We start from the raw sequence: 20634 nt of genomic DNA on the forward strand, positions 1-20634 counted from the left end.
CGGGCCTCCCGGACTCAACGATCGTTCACCGGATCTTAACGACGTCCCGGAGCGTCTCCTCGATGCTGGTGGTGCACCGCTCCCGGCGGTCGCCGTGCGGCTGCAGCCGGCCGTCCTCATCCGCCTCGTAGAGCGCGGCGATCTCGGTCGCGAGCAGCGGCGGCAGCCCGGCCTCGGTCAGCGCGCCGTGCCAGCCGGCCCGGGGGATGGTGATGACGTTCAGCTCCTTGCCGAGCAGCCGGCCCAGCGCCGCGGCCACCTCCCGCTCGGTGTAGCTCGGCGCGTCCAGGTCGATCACCTCGCTGGCGCTGGGCGGCGAGGTCAGCGCGCGGGCGACGGCCGCGCCGATGTCGCGGGTGGCCACCATCGGTACGGCCACGTCCGCCGACTCCGCGAAGACCGGGAAGACGCCTGCGCCGACGGCCGCGTCCAGCACCGACTCCACCTTCTCCTGGAAGTGCGGCGCCCGGATCGCGGTGAACGTCACCCGGGTGCCCCGCAGCTGCTCCTCCAGGTGGTGCAGCCAGCGGATCGGCCCGTTGCCGTCGGCCAGGTCCGCGCCGATCGACGACAGCATCACCACGTGCGGCACCCCGCTGTCGGCGACCGCCCCGGCGATCGTGTCGGCCATGCTCCGATGTGCCTCGTCGGTGAACGGTGGCACGGTCGGCAGCAGCACGAACACCCCCTGGGCGCCGGTGAACGCGCCGGCCAGGGCGGCCCGGTCGGTGAAGTCGGCGACCGCGAAGTCGGCCCACTGCTTGCCCTTGTCCAGGTCGCGGACGACCGCGCGGACCTTCTCGTTCGCGGCGAGCAGCGTACGGGCCGCGGCCCCGCCGACGTGACCGGTGATTCCGGTGATCGCGTACATCTCAACCTCCTGCGTTGACTTCGATGCCTCAAGTGAAATCGCAGGGAGTGAGACGATCCATGTTCGCCGGGCTCGTTCGCATGTCTGAGCGTCTACGCTGACCGGTCATGGACCCGTTGGGAGACCTGCTGGACGGGGTACGCGCCCGGACCGCCGCCTTCTGCCAGTCGGTGTTGCGCCCACCGTGGGCGCTGCGCATCGTCGACGAGGCGCCGCTGGCCCTGGCCACGCCGCTGCGCGGCCACGCCTGGATCGTCCCGGACGACGACGAGCCCATCCTGATCGAGGCCGGTGACGTGGCGATCGTGCAGGGCCCCGCGCCGTACACCGTCGCCGACGACCCGGCCACCCGCCCCCAGCTGTACGTGCACACCGACAACCGCCTGGTCACCTTCGACGGGGTCGACGTCACCGCCGAGGCCCGCATCGCCGCGTTCACCAAGGCGCTCGGCGTGCGGGCCGGCGACGGCGGCCCGGACGACGCCGCGGTCATCGCCAGCGGCACCTACCAGGTCAACAGCTTCGTCAGCGGCCGGCTGCTGGCGTCGCTGCCCACCGTGCTGCGGGTGCCGCGCGAGCACGTCCAGTCTCCGATCATGGACCTGCTCGCCGCCGAGGTGGAACGCGACGAACCGGGCCAGCAGGTCGTCCTCGACCGGCTGCTGGACCTCGCGCTGATCGCCGCGCTGCGCGCCTGGTTCGCCCGCCCGGCCGGCGACGCCCCCGGCTGGTACCGCGCACACGGCGACCCGCTGGTCGGCCGCGCGCTGCGGGTCATCCACGAGGCGCCGGCCAAGCCGTGGACGGTCGCCGAACTGGCCGAGGTCAGCGGCGCGTCCCGGGCGGCGTTCGCCCGCCGCTTCACCGACCTGGTCGGCCAGCCCCCGATGACGTACGTGACGCACTGGCGACTCGATCTGGCCGCCGAGGCGATGCGCAACTCCGACGCCACCCTCGAATCGATCGCCCGCCAGGTCGGCTACGCCAACGCGTTCGCTCTCACGGTCGCCTTCAAACGGGTCCGCGGCACCACCCCGCAGCGCTTCCGCACCGCCGCCTGATCGGTCAGCCGGGTTGCGGGGCGGTCGGGGCGAGGGCCTCGCCGACGCAGGCCAGCAGCTCGACGGCGGTGAACGGCTTCTGCACGATCCGGACGGAGTCGGCCAGGTCGTATCGGCGGCGCAGGTCGGCGTCGCTGTAGCCGGACATGTACAGCACCCGCAGGCCGGGGTGGTGGGCGCGCATCCGGTCGGCCACCACCGGGCCGGGTTCGTCGCGCAGCACGATGTCGGTGATCAGCAGGTCGACGTCCCGCAGGTCGGCGTCGGCCAGGGTGTCCTCGTCGAGGGCGGAAGTGCGGTAGCCGTTGTCCTGCAGGATGCGGAGCACGACGTCGCGTACGAATGCCTCGTCCTCGATGACCGCCACCAGCTCACCGTGACCGGCGCACGGGGTTCCCGGCTCGACCGGCTCGCCGGCGGCGACCGGAGCCGGCGGCAGCAGGATCCGGAAGCTGGTGCCGATGCCCAGCGTCGACTCCACGCCGATGTGCCCGCCGGCGTCGCCGACGATGCCGTAGACGGTGGCCAGGCCCAGCCCGGTGCCGCGATCGGCCGCCTTGGTGGTGAAGAACGGTTCGAACAGGCGGTCGCGCACCTCGGCGGTCATTCCGGTGCCGGTGTCGCTGACCGTCAGCCGGGCGTACGGTCCCGGCGCCAGTCCCGTGCCGTCCCCGTCGCACACCTCGGCCCAGCCGGTCTCGACCACCACCATGCCGCCGTCCGGCATCGCGTCACGCGCGTTGATCACCAGGTTGAGCAGGATCTGGTCGAGCCGCCCGCGGTTCGCGCAGACCGGCAGGGCCTGCGGGTGCGGGCGGCAGATCAGCCGGATGTTCGCGCCGATGGTCCGGCTCAGCAGGTCCCCGGCGTCGGTGACCACCCGGTTGAGGTCGACGGTCTCCACGTCGGTCGGCTCCCGCTTGGCGAACAGCAGCAGCTGGCCGGTGAGCGACTTGGCGCGCTCGGCGGCGCCGCGGATGCGGGACAGGTCGCCGGCGCACTCGCCGCTGACCTCGTCGGCCAGGAAGTCCGCGTAGTTCAGGATGATCGCGAGCAGGTTGTTGAAGTCGTGGGCGACCCCACCGGCGAGCTGACCGAGACTCTCCAGCCGGGCGGCGCGGGCGGAGCGTTCCAGGGCGCGCTTCTCCTCGGTGATGTCGCGTTCGGTGGCGGCCACCGCGACCACCTCGCCGTGCTCGTCGCGGATCGGCGAGACGATCACCGAGACGAGGAAGGCGGTGCCGTCGCTGCGGATCCGGGGCGTCTCGTCCATCCGGATCTGCCGGCCGGCGGCGAGCTCGGCCAGCGCCCAGCGCAGCCGTTCCGGCTGGTCGATCCCGATCAGGTCGCTGAGCGGCCGGCCGAGGACCTGTTCGGCGGTATAGCCGTAGATGCGTTCCGCGCCGCTGTTCCACGAGGTGAGCGTGCCGTCGAGGGTGCTGCTGATGATCGCGTCGGAGGACTGCTCGACGATCGCGGCCAGCATGTGCCGTTCCCGGGCCGCGGTGGTCGCCTCGTGCAGCCGCTCCCGCAAGCGGCGAGCCAGCAGCCAGCCGATGCCGGCGGCCCCCAGCAGGGCCGTGAGCACTTGCGGCGCCGGTTTCGGAAGCTTCACCAGGGCGACCCTTCCGCTTCCGCGAAGCTGATGGCGTTTTGCCCTAACTGATACCGATAGCGTAGTCGCGCTCGGGGGTAACCCGCAGACGGTGCCGACGAGTCGTCGGCGAATGCCGGGTGAGCGGCCGGTGGGTCAACAGCCGGTAGAGCATGGTGCCGACCAGGGTCTGGGCGGCCGCGACCGGCGAGCTGCCGGGTGTGAGTTCTCCCAGGAACTCTGCGGGGACGGTCAGGGTTCGGCGCGACCGTCAGCCCATGCAGATTCTTCGAGGTGCGGCGGCCGCGCTCGGCGCGACCATGGCGATGGCGGTTCTGGCGGTGGCCGCGCTGGCCACCGCCGGGCTTCCGGTGACCTGGCCGTTTGTCGCGACGGTGCTGGCCGCGGCGTTCGGCGGGCCGGCCACGCTGACCGGGTCGCTCGATGCCGGGGCGATGGGCGCGGTCCTGCACGGCACCGTCGACATCGCGCCGCTGGCGCTCTCCGCGGTGGGCGCGCTGATCTTCTCGGTCACGCTTCAGGGCCATGTCGGTACGCCAATGCCTGTGTACGCCCGACGCGTGCTCGGCGCCGCCGCGATGCTGCTGATCGTGCTCGCCGCCGTGGTGGCCGCCCCCGACGCGACCATGGCCGTCACCGTGCCGGCCGGTCCCGCGTCGGCCTCGCAGGACGCCCAGCTGGTGATCCGGCCGGACACCGGCGCCACCCTGATCAGCGGCCTGCTCGGGTTCACCGTGCTGACCGGCGGCGGCGCCCTGCTGACTCTCCTGCCGCACCGCCGGATCGCCGCCCGCGCAGCGCTGACCGGCCTGGCGACACCGATCGCAGCCGGCGTCGCGATAGCAGCGGTCGTCGCCACGCAGCGGCCGTCACTCGCCGGTGTGGCGCTGCTGTTCGGCGGGAACGCGGCGATGCTCGCCGGGCCGTCGTCGATCACGCTCGGCGGTCCGCTGGCAGACCGGCTGGACCCGAACTACCAACTCCCTGATGCGGCGGCGGGCGCTTTGGCCGTACCCCTCATTCTTGCCGCCTTTGTTCTGGCCACCGTGCCGCCCGGCGACGGAAACCGATGGCAGCGCGCCGGCCGCCGCGCGCTGGTGGCCGGCGCGGTCCTCGCCGTCGTCTTCGCCGCGCTGAGCCTCGCCGGCGCCGGCCGCCTGAGCCTCGGCCTGATGGTCCTGATCCTCAACGCCGAGTTGCTCACCGTGCAGCTTGTGCCGGCCATCGGCTGGGCGGCGCTCGCCGGCGCCGCCGGTGGTGGCCTGGCCGGCCTGCTCGGTAGCCTGATGGCCGACATGCGGCGAACGGGCGGGGGTGACCGTGCAAGCCACGCCGCCCCGGCTGTTGGTGGTCGATGACGAGGACACCGTTCGCGGGCTGCTCGCCGACGCCCTGCGCTTCGCCGGGTTCACCGTGACCGCCGTCGCCACCGGCGCGGACGCCGTCGAGGCGGCCCTGCGTGACCAGCCCGACCTGATCGTGCTCGACCTGATGCTGCCCGGCATGGACGGCTTCGAGGTGGTCCGCCGGCTGCGGACCGCGCGGGCCCACCTGCCGGTGCTGTTCCTCAGCGCCCGCGACGCCCCCGAGGACAAGGTGAACGGGCTCAGCCTGGGCGGCGACGACTACGTCACCAAGCCGTTCCACCTGCCCGAGCTCATCGCCCGGATCCAGGCCATCCTGCGCCGCTCCGGCGTGGTGCCGGTCGACGGGATCCGCACGGTCGGCGACCTGACTGTGGACCCGGTCGCCCGCGAGGTCACCCGGTCCGGCCGGCCGGTACGCCTGACGCCGACCGAGTTCAAACTGCTGCACTACCTGGTCGCGCACGCCGGTGAGGTGGTGTCGAAGCCGCGGATCCTCGAGGAGGTCTGGCGGTACGACTTCGCCGGGGACACCAGCATCGTCGACACCTACGTCAGCTACCTGCGGCGCAAGGTCGACAACGTCGAACCACGGCTGATCCAGACCGTGCGCGGCGCCGGTTACGTGCTGCGGAGACCACGGCGATGAGCCTGCGGACCCGCCTGCTGCTGATCACCGCGGTGCTGCTGGTGGCCGGGATCGTGGTCAGCGACGCCGTCGTCACCGCTGCCCTGCGCCGCCACCTGGTCGACCGGGTGGACCGCCAGGTGCAGCAGTTCTCCCAGGTGATGGCCCGCCTCGACCCGAACGTGCTGGACGTCGCCATGAACGCCCCCATCCGCAACCTGGCGAGCGGCCTCGACCTGATCAGTGTGCTCGCGGTGGCGTACCTCGACGCCGACGGCACCGTGCTGCGCGCCGCCCAGACCAGCACGGACGAGCCGGCGCCGGCTTTCGCGGCCATGCCGCCCGGCGGCCCGCGCACGGTCGACGGCTGGCGGGCGGTGGCGGTCGCGCGCCCGGACGGGACGGGCATAGTCGTGGTCGCGGCCTCGCTGAGCGCGGTCGATGCGATCGTCGCCGAGGTCCGGCTCGTCTGCCTGGTCACCGGCCTGATCGTGGTGGTCGTGCTGACCGGCGTCGGCTGGCCGGCGATCCGCGCCGGGCTGCGGCCGTTGCGGAGCATCGAGCAGACTGCCGGCGCCATCGCCGCCGGCAACCTGGCCGAACGCATACCCGAACGCGGCCCGCCCGGCACCGAGGTGGCCCGGCTGACCCGCGTCCTGAACGGCGCCTTCGCCGCGCGGGCCGCCTCGGAGGCCCGGATGCGCCGGTTCGTCGCCGATGTCAGCCATGAGCTGCGTACGCCGCTGTTCGGCATCAAGGGTTCGGCCGAACTGCACCTGATGCGCGGCGCGGCCACCCCGGGCCAGGTCGACGACACGATGCGGCGCATCGACACCGAGGCCGGCCGGCTCGCCGCCCTGGTCGAGGACCTGTTGCTGCTGGCCCGGCTGGACGAGCCGGCCGCCGGGACGGTCCTCGACCCGGCGCCGATGGACCTGCGCACCCTGGCCGCCGACGCCCGCCACGACCTGCTCGCCCTCGACCCGGGCCGGCCGGTCCGGCTCACCGGCCCGTCTCCTGACGACCCGCCTGCGCCGGCTCTGGTGCTCGGCGACGAGGCCCGGCTGCGTCAGGTGGTGGTCAACCTGGTCGGCAACGTGCACGCCCACACCGGGCCGGACGTGGCCGTACGCATCGGCGTGGGCCGCATCGGCGACGAGGCGGTGCTGGAGATCGCCGACCGCGGCCCGGGCCTGCCCGAGGCGCAAGCCGAGCGGGTGTTCGAACGCTTCTACCGCGCTGACGACTCCCGGGCCCGCGGCGCCACCTCCGGTGCCGGGCTGGGCCTGGCCATCGTCCGCTCGCTGGTCACCGCCCACGGCGGCCGCGTCGAGGCGGTCCCGACGCCGGGCGGCGGCGCCACGTTCCGGCTGTGCCTGCCCTGGCATGCCGCAGAAGATTCCCAGGAACCCTGAGCGTCGTCACCGCAGCCACGGCCGCCAGGTCTGCGGGTTCGCCGCGAGCCAGCGACGGGCCGCGTCGTCAGGGGAGAGCTTGTTGACGGTCATGTCGCGGGCCACCGCGTTCTGGTCGGCGTTGGACCACCGGAAGTTCTCGGCCAGCTCGACCGCCGGGCTGCCGGAGCGCAGAAAACCCAGCCGGCCGATCTTGTCGAGGTGGTAGGCCGGGTAGTCGCAGGCGACCTCAGCCGGGGTCGCGTCGCAGCCCGGCCGGTGCCGGGGGAGCGGGACGTGGACCAGGTCGACCTCGGCGAGCAGCCACTGCGGTTCGTAGAAGTAGCCGATCAGCGGCGTACGGTCGGCCTCCGCCTGCCGGAACGCCCGGATCAGCCGGTCCTCGCTGCCGGCGTGCACGACCGTGTAGTCCAGGTCGAGATTGGTGATCAGGGCGGCGTCGTTGGTGACGAACGACGGATCGCCGGCGAGGAACTGGCCACGCTCGCCGGAGCGGTCGGTACGGAACAGCGGCGCATGCCGGTTCAGGGCGCGCCAGTTGTCGATGTCCGGGTACTCGGCTTTCATCCACGGCGGGACGTACCAGCCGATGACGCCGCGGTTGCCGGTGACACCCATCGACACCGCGACCTTCTCCTGGTCGATGTATCTGCGGCGCAGGTCGTCGTGTCCCCAGTTCTCCAGGATCAGGTCGATGTCGCCGGCCGCGATGCCGGCCCAGGACGCCTCCTCGGTGAGGTCCGTGGTCCGCACCTCGCAGCCGAGTTCGGTGCGCAGCAGGTAGCTCACCACGGCGACGTTCGCGGCGTACCCGGCCCACGGGTTCACCGCGATCCGGACCGTTCCGCAGGCGACGCCGGCCGGCACCCCGGGCGGCGCGACGATCGCGGCCGACGCCCCGCCGCAGCCGGTGACCAGGAGCAACAGCAGGAGAAGCAGGCGTCTCACGACGACACCCCGGCCCGGTGCGCCAGGCGGCGGGCGAGGACCTGCTCGGTCAGCGCGACCAGCACCGTTTTGACCGACTCGCGGCGGCGGGCGTCGCACTCCAGCAGCGGGTGCTGACCGGGCAGGCCGAGCGCGTCCCGGATCTCGGCCAGGTCGAAGCGCCGCGCGCCGTCGAACGTGTTGACCCCGACGATGAACGGGATGTCGTGGTCCTCGAAGTAGTCCAGCGCCGGGAAGCAGTCCTCGACCCGCCGGGTGTCGACCAGCACGATCGCGCCCAGCGCCCCGGTGATCAGGTCGTCCCAGAGGAACGCGAACCGGTCCTGCCCGGGCGTGCCGAACAGGTACAGCAGCAGCGCGTCGTCCAGAGTGATCCGGCCGAAATCGAGCGCGACCGTGGTGGTGGTCTTGCCGGTGACCGCCGACGTGTCGTCCACCCCGATCGACCGCTCGGTCATCTCCGCCTCGGTGACCAGCGGTTCGATCTCGGAGACCGCGCCGACGAAGGTGGTCTTGCCGACGCCGAAGCCGCCGCTGATGACGACCTTCACGGCGACCGGTGGCGGGGGAACCGCCGGCTCAGAGCGCCCGAACACGATCCCGGATCCTTTCGATCAGCGCGGTGGTCAGGACGTCCGGCGCGGCCTCGACCCGGATCAGGCCCTGGGTGATCAGGTCGGCGACGATGACCCGCACGACGCCCAGCGGCGCGTGCAGCGCCACCGCCAGGTCGGCCACCGACATCGGCGCCTGGCAGAGCTCGACGATGCGCCGCGACTCGAACCGCAGCGGCGCGGACAACGCGGCCGGGACCGAGCGCAGCTGGGTCTCGATCCGCAGCCCGTCGTGCAGGGGCTGGGTTCGCCCGCCGGTGAGCATGAACGGACGCACCACCGGGTCGTCGTCGGCCGGGTTCATCGGGGCAGGTGCTGCCGTGACTCGGCGATCAGGGCCGGGGTGAGCAGCTCGCCGAACCGTTCGGCGAGCACCGAGATCTCGTAGCCGACCAGGCCCAGGTCGCATTCGCCGGTGGCCACCACGCCGAGGCAGCTGCCGCCGGGGATCACCGAGATCACCAGGAAGCCCCGGTGCATCTCGATCATGATGAGTTTGAGGCCGTCGAACTCGTACCGCCGGGAGGCGCTGCGGGCCAGGCTGGCCAGGCTGGAGACGATCGCGGCCAGCTGGTCGGCCTCGGCCCGGCCCAGTCCCGCGGAGGCGGCGATCAGCAGGCCGTCCGACGAGACGGCGACGGCGTCGCGTACCCCGTCGGTCTGCTGGACGAAATTGCCCAGCAGCCAGTTGAACTGGTGCCGGTCGGCCGGCGCTTGCACGCTCATCACAGACTCCTCGCGGGTGGATTCTCGGCGCCGCGCCGGATGCCGTCGCGCAGTGCCGTCAGCCGGCCGCGCAACGCCTCCGGCGAATCAGCGATCGGGGCGGCCGATTCCGGCCGGGCGGCCGGCGCCGCAGCAGGTTCGGTCCGGCGGGCACGGGGCACGCGCTTACGCAGACCGTTCACGGTACGAGCGACAGCATCCGCCTCCTCGAAAGCATCGGCGCCCGCCGGTGTCGGCGGCGCGAGCAACCCCGGCTGCTCCTCGGTCGGCGGCGCGAGGAACGCCGGCTGCTCCTCGGCCGGCGGGCGCGGCGACGGCAACAGGACCGGCTGCTCGGCCACGACCACGTAATCCACCTCGACGGCCCGCAGCCGGGGAGCGTGCGGGGGAAAGGGGCCCCGGGGCGGCTGAAGGCCGCGCGGCGTGTGCGGACCGCCCTGCCCCGCGGCCCCCTGCCCGGCGGCCCCCTGCCCGGCGGCCCCCTGCCCGGCGGCCCCCTGCCCGGCCGCCCCCTGCGCGGCCGCGCTCTTCCCGGCCGCCGCCAGGGCGGGCGGTTCCGCGAGGATGGCGTCCGGCAGCATCACCCGTGCCGTCACCCCGGTCACCGGCGAGCGCGCCAGCTCGACCTCGACACCCATCTCCGCGGCCAGCCGCCCCACCACGTAGTGCCCGAGGAACCGGGCCGGCGCCGTGATGAAGTCACCCTCGCCGCGCAGCCGCTCGTTGGCCCGGTCCAGGTCGGCCCGGCTCATCCCGACCCCCTGGTCACAGACCGCGATCAGGTAGCCGCCGTCGACGGCCCGCCCGTGGATCTCCACATCCATGTCCGGCGGGGAGAACACCAGACCGTTCTCGATCAGTTCGGCGAGCAGGTGGGCCAGTCCGCTGACCACCGATCCGGCCACCTGTGCCTCGTCGATGCGCCGCAGCGACACCCGCCGGTACTCCTCGACCTCGGACACCGCGGCCCGGACCACATCGGTCAACGGCAGCGGCCCGGACCACTGCCGGGGACTGGCCGCACCGACCAGCACCAGCAGGCTCTCCGCGTTGCGGCGCATCCGGGTGGCCAGGTGGTCGAGCTCGAACAGGTTGGCCAGCCCGGCCGGGTTCGGCTCCTCCTGCTCCAGGCGGGTGATGAACCCGAGTTGCCGGCGCAGCAGGTTCTGGTTGCGGCGGCCCAGGTTGGCCAGCGACTCGGCGCTCGTACGCCGCAGTTTCGCCTGCTCGGTGGCGAGCGCGTAGGCCGTACCCTGCACTCTTTCGAAAGCATCGGCCACCTGCCGGACCTCGACCGTCGCTCCGGCCGCAACCGCCAGCGGCCCCGGTGGCCCGCCCTCGTCCTCGGTGACCGCCCGGCGCACCGCCTCCGGAAGCTGCTCGCCGGCCAGCCGGTTGGCCTCGGCCGCGAGGCCGGCCAGCGGCCCGGCAATCGACCGCGCCGCCCCGGTCGCCAGGTAGATCGCCCCGCCGATGCACAGCAGCACGACCGCGGCCAGCCCGGCCAGTCGCAGATTGGCCCGGTCCAGCAGCACCTCGGCGCGGGCCCGCAGACTCGACCCGATGTGCCGGGCCAGCTGCGACATGTCGTCCAGGACCGTGGTCAGCGACGACCACCAGGCCTGCGGGTCGGCCTGCAGCGGCTGCCCGTCGCCGGAGCTGAGCGCGAGCTGCTCGAAGTAGGCTGCCTGCGTTGCCGGACCGGTGCTGAACAGGTAGTCCTTGGCCGCGATCGCGGTCGGGGTGGCGTACTCCTCGAACTCCTCGAGCGCGATGTCGCGGTCCGAACGCAGCTGCACGAACTGCAGGAACTCGCCCTCCCGGAACCCGCCGGCCGAGAACACCCCGTTCAGGAACGCGCGCTGCCGGGCGGTGACCTCCTTCGCCGCGTTCAGCATGGTCAGCGCCTCGGAGCCGAGCCGCATCTGCGCGTCGGCGGCGTTGTCGAGCGCGAAGTAGACCTCGCCGAGCTCCTCGATCACCTCGGTGTAGCCGTCGAACACCTCGGCCCGGTCGGCGTCACCGCCGTCGGCGTCGGCGCGGATCGCCGGCAGCGCGCCCATCTGGTCGAGCGCCTCGGTGACCTGGTCCTCCAACTCGCCGTCGCCGGTGGCCAGGGACTGCACCGCCTGCTGTTCCCGGTCGGTGCGCTGCCGGGCCGGGGCCACCTCGGCGCGGAACGCCTCGTTGCCGGCGAGCAGGCCGGCGGTCACCCCGCGCTCGGTCTGCACCTCCCCGACCAGGGCCTGCACCGCCAGGTCCAGCGTGATCGCGCGATCGGTACGCGCCGCGAGCCGGTAGTCGGCGAACTCCTCGACCACCACGACCGAGAGCAACAGCAGCATCGCGGCGACGGGAAGCGCGAGAATCCGGACGACGCGGCCCCGAATCGTGCGCCCACCCTGGCCCATCGGACTCCCTCCGTGCCGACGCGGGTCCCTCCGCGTCGACGCCACAGGATTGACGGACGCCAACATGAGGGTCAACGCCCCGAACGGGCGACACCGGCCGCAGGGGCCGCCCGAGCCCGGAGAACGTGTTTCAGTCCGGGCCGGACGGCGTACTACGAACGGGTGGCTGCTCCGGTTCGCCGGACCACCCGCAACAGGTACTCCTTGCGGTCGAGCGGGTCCGGCCCGGTGCGTTCCCGGACCGGCGGCGGGCCCTGCACCGGGGCGTAATGGTCGAAGGCGCTCTCCAGCACGCCCTCGCCGCGGGTCAGCCCCGGAAGCCGGCGGGTCAGCTCGTGCACCTGCGCCGCCGGAATCTGCCCGGACACCTCGGCCGGCCCGGTGGCCAGCGGCACCGCCCGCAGCCGGGCCAGAACCGGCAGCACCGCCGGGATGGTGTCGCCCGGCAGCTCGGCGCGGAACGCGTGCACCGGCTCGTGCACCACCGTGCCGGCCCGGCGCAGCGCGGTCGCCAGCACCAGCGGGGTGAGCAGCCGGAAGTCGGCCCCGGTGCTCGACATGCTCTTGTCGAAGATGGCGTGCGAGTGCGACTGCCGCGGCGAATACCCGGAGTGCGTCATGGTCACCACGCAGTCCGGCACCGCCCAGCCGCGCAGGCCCTGCCGCAGCGTCTCCCGGACGGTCTGCTCGACCGCCGTGAAGAACGCCGCCGGCATCGAACCCAGCTCCACCCCCAGCGCGAACGTCACCCCGGCACCGGGTGGCGCCGGTGCGACGCGCAGGCCGACCGTGGCCAGGAACGGGTTCGGGTCGACCTTGTTGAACTCGACCGCCGCCCCGATGCCGGCCGGCCGCTCGATGCAGATCGTGGTGGTCTCCCGGAACGTCACGGCCAGCCCGTACTGCTCGGCCAGCGTCGCCTCGAGAACCTCCTTCTGCACCTCGCCGTAGAGCGACACGTAGATGTCCTGCCGCTCGTCCAGTCGCAGATTGATCAGCGGGTCCTGTTCCGCGAGCTCGGCGAGGGCCGCGTGCAGGGCGCCGCGCTCGGCGCGGTGCGACGCGAGCACCGCGGTCTCCAGGCTGGGTGGCGCGAATTGCGCTTGGTCAACGGCGTTTGCGCGTACGCCGAAAGCGTCCCCGATCCGCACGGAGCCCAGCCCGCGCAGCCGCCCGATCTCACCCGCGCTGATCGCGTTGCGTGTCTCGGCCGCGCCGTCGGAGAACACCTCGATGCCGGTGATCCGGTCCGGCCCGGCGGTGTCACGCACATGCAGCGTGCCGCCGAACATCCGCAGGTAGGCCAGCCGCTCCCCGGCCGGCCCACGGTCGACCTTGAACACCGTGCCGGCCACCGGCCCATCGGCGTCCCCGGTCGCCGCCGGCAGCAGCCGGGTGATGCCGTCGATCAACTCTTCGACGCCGGCGCCGGTGATCGCCGACCCGAAATACACCGGATGCACCCGGTCCCGAACCCGCACCGGCGGCACCGGCCGCTCCTCGACGAGCGCCGCCAGAACCTCGTCGTCGTGATCCGCCAGCCGCAGCTGGTCGACGTGCGGGCGGACCTCGGCGTCGCGGGTGCCGAGCCGGTCGACGCGGCTCATCGGGACGATCGCCGGGCTGAGCCGGGCGGCGATCTCGTCGAGCAGGCCGTCGAAGCGGGCGCCGGTCCGGTCGATCTTGTTGACGAAGATCAGGGTGGGGATGCGCAGCCGGTGCAGGGTACGGGCCAGCACACGGGTCTGCGCCTGCACGCCCTCGACCGCCGAGATCACCAGGACGGCGCCGTCGAGGACGCCGAGGATCCGTTCCACCTCGGCGATGAAGTCCGGGTGGCCGGGAGTGTCGATCAGGTTGACCGTGCGGTCACGCAGCGGGAACGACACCACGGCCGACTTGATCGTGATGCCGCGGCGGCGCTCCAGGTCGAGCGTGTCGGTCTGTGTGCTGCCGTCGTCGACGCTGCCGAGGTGGTCGATGACCCCGGCGGTGTGCAGCAGCCGCTCGGTGAGGCTGGTCTTACCGGCGTCGACGTGGGCCAGGATGCCGAGATTGAGAATTGACAAGCGTCATGTCCTTGATGAGAGTGCGGACTCCTTCCGGGCGGGACATGCACGCAGCTCGCATCTCACTTCTCTCTCTGCTCGGCTCTGGGGACCTCAACACCCCATCAGGACGTCCAGGCCCGCGGCAACCGATTTACTTCCCGGCTGACGCCGAGTGCTGCCTCCCGGCGTTCGAGGCAGCGCTGGGGGACAGCTGGGAGTTCGTGGCTGACGCCCAGCGCTGCCTCGTGGCGGTTGAGGCAGCGCTGGGCGTCAGCTGGATCGAGGGGTCAGGCGGGTAGGCCGCCGACCTGCGTGTTGACCCAGGCGCGGATCGACGGCAGGTCGCCGTAGATGGACGGCCCGGTGGCACAGGTCGAGTTGTTGTTGCCGGCCCGGCTGGTCACGCCGATCAGCGCCCAGCGGCCGCTGACCTGCCGCACCTGCGGGCCACCGGAGTCGCCGTAGCAGGCGCCGGAGTTGCCGTTCGTGTTGTTCGTGCAGATCTCGTAGGCCGCGTTGATGCCCAGGCAGCGGCTGTCCGCAACGATCGAGGTGTTGAGCTCGTTGGCGACGCGCGGGGCCGAGCCGCAGCCACGCTGCGGGCACGTCTGGCCCCAGCCGATGATCCGGGTCGCGGTACCGACGGCCCCCGAAGCCGTGGGGATCGGCGCCGGGGCGTGCGACACGGACGAGGCGAGTTCGAGCAGCTTGACGTCGATCCGCGGGTGGTTCACGGCGCGCCGGACGGCGACGACGGTTCCGCCGCTGGAGCGGTCGACGCTGCCTACGCGTACCGATGAGGGGGTCGGGCAGTGCTTGGCGGTGACCGCCCAGTTGGCATTGATCAGGGAGCCGGTGCAGCCCGACACGTAGACCATGAACGAGTAGTTCTCGGTGGCCGGCACGCCGCCGACGACCAGCGTGCCGGGCGTCGGCTCGGGCGGGGCCGCGAACGCGGTGGCCGGCGCGAACATGCCGGCGACGACGAAGGCGGCAGTGAGGAGGATCCGGGCGGTTCTACGCATGCGAACGTCCCATCTGCCATTCGGGGAACGGGCGGGTTGCCCGGCCCGACGGTAGCCAGAAAGCGACGTACGTCGATACATCCCAAGCGGGACCTCATACCGGGGTGATATACCGGGGCGTGGCGATCGAGATTCACGACTACGACCCGGCCTGGCCCCAGCTCGCGCAGCGCGCGATCGACGAGGTGCTCGCCGCGCTACCAGGCCTGATCGCGGCGGCCGAGCACGTCGGCAGCACCTCGGTGCCGGGGCTGGCGGCCAAACCGATCATCGACCTGATGGCCGCGACGGACGATCTCGACGACGTCCTGGCGGCGGACGGCGCCCTCGAGGAGATCGGTTACCGCAGGATCGACACGGGCATACCGGGGCGGCTCTTCTACCGGCGCGACGGTTATCACCTGCACGTGGTCACCACCGCGTCGTGGGACACCCGCAACCAGCGGCTGCTGCGCGACCACCTGCTGCGGAACCCCGCCGACCGCGACGCCTATGCCCGGCTCAAGCGGGAGCTGGCCGGCGCCGGCGGCGACATCGACGCCTACACCCGCGGCAAGACCGCCCTCATCCAGCGGATCGTCGACGCGGCCCGGGCCGAACGTGGGCTGCCGAAGGTCGACGTCTGGGAGGAGTGACGGGTCAGGACCGGCGCCGGGCGTCCACCTCGATCTCGATCTTCATCCGCGGGTCGGCGAGACCGCAGACGAGCATCGTCGCCGCCGGGCGGACGTCACCGAAATAGCGGCGCAGCGTCGGCCAGCACGGCTCGAAGTCGGCGCGGTCGGGCAGCAGATAACGGACCCGGACCACGTCGGCGAGGGTGCAGCCGGCCTCGGCGAGCGCGGCCGCCACGTTGCGCAGGCACTGGTCGGCCTGCTCCACGACGTCGTCGGCGATCGTCATGGTGGTGTAGTCGAAACCGGTCGTGCCGGACACGTACACCCGGTCGCCGTCGACCACGGCACGGGCGTACCCGATCTGCTCCTCGAACGTGGAACCGCTGAAGATCGTGCGTCGCTCGCTCATGCCGGGACCGTACGCGCAAACTTCGGAAAGAATTTCGGCGGGACCTGTCGAGAACCGGCGCCCGCCGTTCGTCACCCGGTCGAAGCCATCCGCCACGAAGCGAGGAACTGAGGAGCGACCATGAAATTCGCGATGCTGATCTGCGGCGACGACCAGGAATGGTCCAACCTGTCGCCGGAGGACGAGCAGGACGTCATGAAGTTGATCTACGGCTGGTACGAGCGGTGGCAGCCGACCGGCAAGATCCTTGAGGGTGGCGCCGAGTTGCAGCCGCGGGAGACCGCGAAAACCGTGCGGGCCGGCGCGAACGGCGAGCCGGTGATCACCGACGGGCCGTACGTGGAGCTCAAGGAAGTCGTCGGCGGCATCGTCCTGATGGAGTGCGACGATATCGACGAGGCGGCCCGGATCGCGGCGACCTGGCCGCTCGCGGCGGGGATGAGCGCCCTCGAGGTGCGCCCGCTGATGCTGCGCGAGTAGCCCTATTGCCGCAGTTCGCCGACCCGGCGGGACATCAGCTCGCGTTCCGCCGGGTTCGTCGCCAGCTCCAGCGCCTGCTCCGCCGCGGCCAGGGCCTCGGCGGGGCGGTCCAGGCGGGCCAGCAGGTCGGCGCGGGCGGCGTGCCACAGGTGGTAGCCCTTCAGCTGATCGGCCAGGGCGTCGACCTCGGCCAGCGCCGCGGCCGGGCTGTCGGTGAACCGGGTGGCGACCGCCCGGTTGAGCAGCACGATCGGGGACGGGTCCAGCGCGTACAGGCGGTCGTAGAGCGAGCGCACGTCCGCCCAGTTCGTGGCCTCGTAGGAGACGGCGAACGCGTGCAGGGCGGCGATCCCGGCCCGCACCTGGTACGGCCCGGGCCGGCCCTGACGGATCGCCCCGCGCAACCGCAGCGCCGCCTGCGCCATCGCTGCCTCGTCCCACTGACGGCGGTCCTGGTCCTCGAGCAACACGATCCGGCCCCACGAGTCGAACCGGGTGGCGGCCCGGGCGTGATGCAACTCCAGCAGGGCGGTCAGGCCGGCCACCTCCGGTTCGCGGGGCAGCAGCGTGGCGAGCTGGCGGGCCAGCTCGACGCCCTCCCGGGCGAGTTCGCGCCGCTGAGCCGAGCGGCCGCTGGACAGATAGCCCTCGTTGAAGATCAGATAGATCACTGCCAGTACGGCCGGCAGGCGCGCGGCGTACTCGTGCGGTTCCGGCACCTCAAACCGGATGTCGCGCTCGCGCAGCTGGCGTTTGGCCCGGGACAGCCGCTGTGCCATCGTCGGCAGCGGCACCAGGAACGCGGCGGCGATCTCCGCGGTGCTCAGGCCGCCGGCGGCGTACAGGGTCAGCGCGACCCGGGCCGGCTCGGCCAGATCCGGATGGCAGCAGGCGAAGATCGTGGCGAGCCGGTCGTCCACGCCGGGCTCCGGCGGCGGTTCCGCAGCCACCCGGGCCACCTTCTCCCGGCCGACCGCGTCACGGCGCAGCCGATCGAGGGCCTTGCGCCAGCCGGTCGTGACCAGCCAGCCGGCCGGGCTGTCCGGCACGCCCTCGTCCGGCCAGCGTTTCAGCGCCTCGGCGAGCGCGTCCGACAGCGCCTCCTCGGCCCGGTCGAAGTCGCCGAGCCGCCGGCTGAGCGCGCCGAGCATGCCGGCCGCGTCGCTGCGCCAGACCCGGTCGACCAGTTCGGCCACGTCGTCCACCACCACAGGGTGCCGCATCCGGGTACGGTCGTCGGCATGGGGCAGGGACTGGTGCCGTACCTGTGCTGCGCCGATGCGGCCGCAGCCATCGACTTCTACACCGGCGTGTTCGGCGCGACCGAGGTTCAGCGCTGGGCCGGCGACGACGGCCGGATCGGGCACGCCGAGCTCGCCCTGGCGGGCGAGCCGCTCTATCTGGCCGACGAACACCCCGAGATCGGGGTACGCAGTCCGCGCTCGATCGGCGGCACAGCGGTGTCGCTGGTCCTGATCGTGCCGGATGCCGACGCGGTCGTGGCCGCGGCCGTCACCGCCGGCGCGGTCGTCGAGCGCCCGGTCAAGGTGGAGGACGACGGCTCCCGCGGCGGCTGGCTCGTCGACCCGTTCGGCCACCGCTGGCGGGTGGAATCCCCGGGCTGACCCGGTTTTTCATAGGCCGCCCATCCGGGCGGCCGCGGGCCACGAATCCCTTTCACCGTACGGCTGAGGTGAAGGGGAACGTCGACATGGCTGACTATCGGACGACGACGGGCCGCTCCCGTCTGTCCCGCCTCCGATATGACCTGGACCGCACCGACCGGCTGTCCCTGGCCGGCATGGCCGGTGCCGTCGCCCTGCTGCACCTGATCGGGTTCGGGCTGCTCATCGTCCTGCTCGACGACCGGCGACCGGGCGTGCTGGCCGGCGGCGGGATCGTCGCCTACCTGATCGGGCTGCGCCGGGCCTTCGACCCGGGTCAGGTGGCCGCCATCGGTGACAGCGCGGCCGAAGTGGCCCGGACCGGCCGCCGCACGCTCACGGTGGGCTTCTGGTTCGCCCTCGGGTACGCCACCACGGTGACCGCCCTGACCCTGCTACTGACCATGGCGGCGCAGAGTTTCGCCTGGTGGAGCGGGCTCGAAGGGTTCGTTCCGCAGCTGATCGCGGACGGCGCCGAGGCCGGAATCTTCCTCGGCCTCCTGGGCATCGTCAGCCTGCTGGTCCTGTTCGGAGTCCTGCGCCGCCGCCGCGACGGCGTCGTGCTACCGCCGCAGCCCCGGTTCCTCGGCCGGCTCACCGGCTGGGTACGCAGCCCGTGGCAGCTGTCCGTCACCGGCCTGCTGTTCGGCTTGAAGCCGGGCATCGCCGGAGAGGCCGGTCTGCTGGTGCTCGCCACCGGCGTCGCGGTGTTCGCGCTGCCCGCCTACCCGGTCATCGTGGTGCCGCTGCTGTTCGCCGCCGGCATGTCCCTGGCCGGCCTGACCCAGGGCCTTCTGGTGATCGACCCATACGGAACGGCCGACGAGGAACAGACCCGCGCCGGCGCCTACCAGCTGGGCGCCGCCGCGCTCGCCGGCGCGGCGGCGTTGGTGGTCGGCGTGTTCCCGCTGGTAGGAACGTTGGGCGACCTGCCGGGGATCGACCTGCCTGATCAGCTGGACATTACGGGCGGGCCGCTGGTGGAGATCGCCCAGGTCCTGACCTCCGGCCCGGTGCTGATCCCGCTGCTGGTCGTGCTGCTCGCCCTGATCGCGGCGTACGCCGTCCTGCGCCGCCGCGACCAGGGCGGCGGCCGGTCCAGCGCCGCCGCGGGGTCCGGCGCCCGGTCCCGCCCTGCCACGGCGTCCGGCGGTCAGTTCCGTTCTGCTTCGGCCGGCGGTGAAGCGGCCGCTGCGGTTGGCGGCCCGGTGCAGCCGACGGCGGCGGAGTCGCGACGGGATCGCGCTGCGGCTCGGCGGGAGGCTCGCGCGGCGAGGACCGCGGAGAAGCGGGAGGCTCGCTGGGCCAAGGCGGCCGAGAAAGCTGAGGCCCGCACGGCGAAGGTCGCGGCGAAGCAGGAGGCGCGCAGGGCGAGCTGGGCAGCGCAGACCGCACAGCCGCAACCAGCCGGCCCGGAACCGCGACGTCCCGTCGCCGCTTCGAATCCGCGCCGGCCTGTTTCCGCAGAACCTCGGTGGCCCGCTGCTCGCCCTGTCGCCACGGGTACGCAGGCGTTCGCCTCCGTGCCGGAGCCGCGCCGCCCGGCCTCCGCTCCGCCGGCACAGCCGGTTGCCCCGGTGCCGCAGCCTGCGCCGATCCGGCGCCGAGCAGTCGCTCAGGCGCGGGTGAACGGCGAGACCCCCGTGGCTCAACAACCCGCTCAACGGCGGGTGGTTGCTTCAGCGCCGGTGAGCGGCGGGGGAGCGGTGGCGCAACAGCCCTCGTCGCGGGCGGCAGCAGGCCTCTCCTCGGCGCCGGCCGATGGCATCCCGACGAACCGACAACCTGCACCGCGATCGGTGGCCGGGCAGACGCCGGTGAGCGACGGCCGGGTGCCGCGGCAACTGATCGACGAAACGATGATCGACCAGGGGCCGCGGGTGGACCGGGAGCCGCGGGTGGACCAGGGGCCGGGGGTTGACCACGAACCGCGGGTGGACCACGAGCCGGAGTTCGGCCCGGACCCGAGGGTGGGGCAGCCGGTGGTCGAGGAGCCGACGATGGCCGGCGACTCGGTCGGTGCGCTGGTGCTGCCCATGCAGGCCGAGGTCGCTGTGGTGACTGGCGCCGGCGCAGGGCTCGGCCGGGCGATCGCGTCCGGGCTGGCCAGCGCCGGGTACGGGATCGTCGCCGTCGACATCGATCCGGACAGTGCCGCGGCGTGCGCGACGCAGGTGCGGGCGTTCGGCGTTCCGGCGCGGGCCGTGCGCGCCGACATCCGCGACCCGCAGTACCTGGAGCGGATCGTGGCCGTAGCCGACGAACTCGGCGGCGCGGGCATCCTGGTCAACAGTGTCGGCAGCGGCACCCTGGATCTGACCGCCTCGATGCTGCTCAGCCAGCTCGTCCTCGAACCCATGCAGGCCGGAGGCGGCGGCGCGATCGTCAACGTCGTCTCCTCGCCGGATGCCGAGGACCGGCTGATCCGCTTCACCGCGACCCTCGCCGGGCTGGCCGACGGGTACGGCGTCCGCGCCATGTGCGTGACCGCGGACCCGCGCCGCACCCATCCCGCCGACCTGGTCACCGCCGTGCTGGACCTGATCGAGCGGGGCCGCCCCGGTGCGGTGGTGCAGATGGAGACGGTCGGCCTGCGCCCGAACCCGGCCTGATCGAGTCGGCCCCGCCCGGCCTGAGCCGGCTGGATACCGCGGTCAGGGGTCGATCGCACGGCGGCGATCGGCCCCTGATCGGACGGCGCACTCGAGTAGCAAGGCTATAGCGCCGGCCCACCG

19 protein-coding genes are annotated in these 20634 nt (G+C 72.8%); 8 read left to right on the top strand and 11 right to left on the bottom strand.

From position 1 onward, the window contains the following. Nucleotides 1-25: 25 nt before the first annotated feature. Entirely contained in the window at nt 26-871 is an 846-nt protein-coding gene (locus OHA21_RS06220) for an NmrA family NAD(P)-binding protein (protein WP_328471054.1), read from the bottom strand. 107 nt (nt 872-978) lie between these two features. Between OHA21_RS06220 and OHA21_RS06225 the strand changes: the two genes are divergently transcribed. Further along, the gene (locus OHA21_RS06225; protein ID WP_328471056.1) at nt 979-1932 is read left to right on the top strand and encodes an AraC family transcriptional regulator; all 954 of its coding nucleotides are present in this window, start codon (nt 979-981) and stop codon (nt 1930-1932) included. 4 nt (nt 1933-1936) lie between these two features. Here the strand turns inward: OHA21_RS06225 and OHA21_RS06230 are convergent, their stop codons facing one another. Continuing rightward, nucleotides 1937-3547 (bottom strand): hybrid sensor histidine kinase/response regulator, encoded by a 1611-nt coding sequence (locus OHA21_RS06230; RefSeq protein ID WP_328471058.1) that lies wholly within the window; start codon nt 3545-3547, stop codon nt 1937-1939. Between the two features lie 257 nt (nt 3548-3804). On the opposite strand from OHA21_RS06230, the gene OHA21_RS06235 reads away from it, so the two are divergent. The 3 genes from OHA21_RS06235 to OHA21_RS06245 are packed head-to-tail and all read left to right on the top strand — an operon-like array spanning nt 3805 to nt 6954. Beyond that, on the top strand, nt 3805-4905 hold the full coding sequence (locus OHA21_RS06235) for a hypothetical protein (protein WP_328471060.1): 1101 nt from the start codon (nt 3805-3807) through the stop codon (nt 4903-4905). Further along, on the top strand, nt 4862-5560 hold the full coding sequence (locus OHA21_RS06240) for a response regulator transcription factor (protein ID WP_328471062.1): 699 nt from the start codon (nt 4862-4864) through the stop codon (nt 5558-5560). Before OHA21_RS06235 ends, OHA21_RS06240 begins: the two co-directional genes overlap by 44 nt. Beyond that, nucleotides 5557-6954, top strand: coding sequence for a sensor histidine kinase (locus OHA21_RS06245; protein ID WP_328471064.1), 1398 nt, complete (start codon nt 5557-5559; stop codon nt 6952-6954). Before OHA21_RS06240 ends, OHA21_RS06245 begins: the two co-directional genes overlap by 4 nt. A 6-nt stretch (nt 6955-6960) precedes the next feature. Here OHA21_RS06245 and OHA21_RS06250 read toward each other — a convergent pair whose 3' ends face one another. From OHA21_RS06250 to OHA21_RS06280, 7 genes are all read right to left on the bottom strand, one after another. Continuing rightward, the gene (locus OHA21_RS06250; protein WP_328471066.1) at nt 6961-7902 is read right to left on the bottom strand and encodes an ABC transporter substrate-binding protein; all 942 of its coding nucleotides are present in this window, start codon (nt 7900-7902) and stop codon (nt 6961-6963) included. Further along, entirely contained in the window at nt 7899-8498 is a 600-nt protein-coding gene (locus OHA21_RS06255) for a GTP-binding protein (protein WP_442875073.1), read from the bottom strand. The genes OHA21_RS06250 and OHA21_RS06255 overlap by 4 nt, the downstream gene beginning before the upstream one ends. Beyond that, nucleotides 8482-8820 (bottom strand): DUF742 domain-containing protein, encoded by a 339-nt coding sequence (locus tag OHA21_RS06260; RefSeq protein WP_328471068.1) that lies wholly within the window; start codon nt 8818-8820, stop codon nt 8482-8484. Before OHA21_RS06260 ends, OHA21_RS06255 begins: the two co-directional genes overlap by 17 nt. Then, nucleotides 8817-9242: a roadblock/LC7 domain-containing protein gene (locus tag OHA21_RS06265; protein WP_328471070.1), complete on the bottom strand. Its 426-nt coding sequence runs from the start codon at nt 9240-9242 to the stop codon at nt 8817-8819. Before OHA21_RS06265 ends, OHA21_RS06260 begins: the two co-directional genes overlap by 4 nt. Next, nucleotides 9242-11653 carry a sensor histidine kinase gene (locus OHA21_RS06270; protein ID WP_442875074.1) on the bottom strand — a complete coding sequence of 804 codons (2412 nt, stop codon included), beginning with the start codon at nt 11651-11653 and terminating at the stop codon, nt 9242-9244. Before OHA21_RS06270 ends, OHA21_RS06265 begins: the two co-directional genes overlap by 1 nt. Before the next feature lie 152 nt (nt 11654-11805). Continuing rightward, on the bottom strand, nt 11806-13722 hold the full coding sequence (locus tag OHA21_RS06275) for a translation factor GTPase family protein (protein WP_328471075.1): 1917 nt from the start codon (nt 13720-13722) through the stop codon (nt 11806-11808). A 269-nt stretch (nt 13723-13991) separates the two neighbouring features. Then, entirely contained in the window at nt 13992-14678 is a 687-nt protein-coding gene (locus OHA21_RS06280) for a S1 family peptidase (RefSeq protein WP_328478320.1), read from the bottom strand. Between the two features lie 170 nt (nt 14679-14848). Here OHA21_RS06280 and OHA21_RS06285 point away from each other — a divergent pair, with 170 nt between their 5' ends. Then, nucleotides 14849-15364 carry a GrpB family protein gene (locus OHA21_RS06285; protein ID WP_328471077.1) on the top strand — a complete coding sequence of 172 codons (516 nt, stop codon included), beginning with the start codon at nt 14849-14851 and terminating at the stop codon, nt 15362-15364. A 4-nt stretch (nt 15365-15368) separates the two neighbouring features. On the opposite strand, the gene OHA21_RS06290 is transcribed toward OHA21_RS06285, so the two are convergent. Beyond that, on the bottom strand, nt 15369-15755 hold the full coding sequence (locus OHA21_RS06290; protein ID WP_328471079.1) for a RidA family protein: 387 nt from the start codon (nt 15753-15755) through the stop codon (nt 15369-15371). A 120-nt stretch (nt 15756-15875) separates the two neighbouring features. Between OHA21_RS06290 and OHA21_RS06295 the strand changes: the two genes are divergently transcribed. Further along, entirely contained in the window at nt 15876-16235 is a 360-nt protein-coding gene (locus OHA21_RS06295) for a YciI family protein (protein ID WP_328471081.1), read from the top strand. Between the two features lie 2 nt (nt 16236-16237). Here OHA21_RS06295 and OHA21_RS06300 read toward each other — a convergent pair whose 3' ends face one another. Further along, nucleotides 16238-17458 (bottom strand): RNA polymerase sigma factor, encoded by a 1221-nt coding sequence (locus tag OHA21_RS06300; protein WP_328471083.1) that lies wholly within the window; start codon nt 17456-17458, stop codon nt 16238-16240. A gap of 18 nt (nt 17459-17476) precedes the next feature. Here OHA21_RS06300 and OHA21_RS06305 point away from each other — a divergent pair, with 18 nt between their 5' ends. Continuing rightward, nucleotides 17477-17860, top strand: a complete 384-nt coding sequence (locus tag OHA21_RS06305; RefSeq protein WP_328471085.1) for a VOC family protein — start codon at nt 17477-17479, stop codon at nt 17858-17860. A gap of 86 nt (nt 17861-17946) precedes the next feature. Next, nucleotides 17947-20511 (top strand): HoxN/HupN/NixA family nickel/cobalt transporter, encoded by a 2565-nt coding sequence (locus OHA21_RS06310; RefSeq protein WP_328471087.1) that lies wholly within the window; start codon nt 17947-17949, stop codon nt 20509-20511. Nucleotides 20512-20634: the final 123 nt, after the last annotated feature.

This window comes from Actinoplanes sp. NBC_00393, from assembly GCF_036053395.1.
In the GTDB taxonomy this organism is placed as follows: domain Bacteria; phylum Actinomycetota; class Actinomycetes; order Mycobacteriales; family Micromonosporaceae; genus Actinoplanes.

What these genes read in the sequence shown, in the direction of transcription:
- OHA21_RS06220 (WP_328471054.1), bottom strand. Translation starts at nt 871, where the DNA reads ATGTACGCGATCACCGGAATCACCGGTCACGTCGGCGGGGCCGCGGCC.
- OHA21_RS06225 (WP_328471056.1), top strand. Translation starts at nt 979, where the DNA reads ATGGACCCGTTGGGAGACCTGCTGGACGGGGTACGCGCCCGGACCGCC.
- OHA21_RS06235 (WP_328471060.1), top strand. Translation starts at nt 3,805, where the DNA reads ATGCAGATTCTTCGAGGTGCGGCGGCCGCGCTCGGCGCGACCATGGCG.
- OHA21_RS06245 (WP_328471064.1), top strand. Translation starts at nt 5,557, where the DNA reads ATGAGCCTGCGGACCCGCCTGCTGCTGATCACCGCGGTGCTGCTGGTG.
- OHA21_RS06260 (WP_328471068.1), bottom strand. Translation starts at nt 8,820, where the DNA reads ATGAACCCGGCCGACGACGACCCGGTGGTGCGTCCGTTCATGCTCACC.
- OHA21_RS06265 (WP_328471070.1), bottom strand. Translation starts at nt 9,242, where the DNA reads ATGAGCGTGCAAGCGCCGGCCGACCGGCACCAGTTCAACTGGCTGCTG.
- OHA21_RS06270 (WP_442875074.1), bottom strand. Translation starts at nt 11,653, where the DNA reads ATGGGCCAGGGTGGGCGCACGATTCGGGGCCGCGTCGTCCGGATTCTC.
- OHA21_RS06280 (WP_328478320.1), bottom strand. Translation starts at nt 14,678, where the DNA reads ATGTTCGCGCCGGCCACCGCGTTCGCGGCCCCGCCCGAGCCGACGCCC.
- OHA21_RS06290 (WP_328471079.1), bottom strand. Translation starts at nt 15,755, where the DNA reads ATGAGCGAGCGACGCACGATCTTCAGCGGTTCCACGTTCGAGGAGCAG.
- OHA21_RS06295 (WP_328471081.1), top strand. Translation starts at nt 15,876, where the DNA reads ATGAAATTCGCGATGCTGATCTGCGGCGACGACCAGGAATGGTCCAAC.
- OHA21_RS06300 (WP_328471083.1), bottom strand. Translation starts at nt 17,458, where the DNA reads ATGCGGCACCCTGTGGTGGTGGACGACGTGGCCGAACTGGTCGACCGG.
- OHA21_RS06305 (WP_328471085.1), top strand. Translation starts at nt 17,477, where the DNA reads ATGGGGCAGGGACTGGTGCCGTACCTGTGCTGCGCCGATGCGGCCGCA.
- OHA21_RS06310 (WP_328471087.1), top strand. Translation starts at nt 17,947, where the DNA reads ATGGCTGACTATCGGACGACGACGGGCCGCTCCCGTCTGTCCCGCCTC.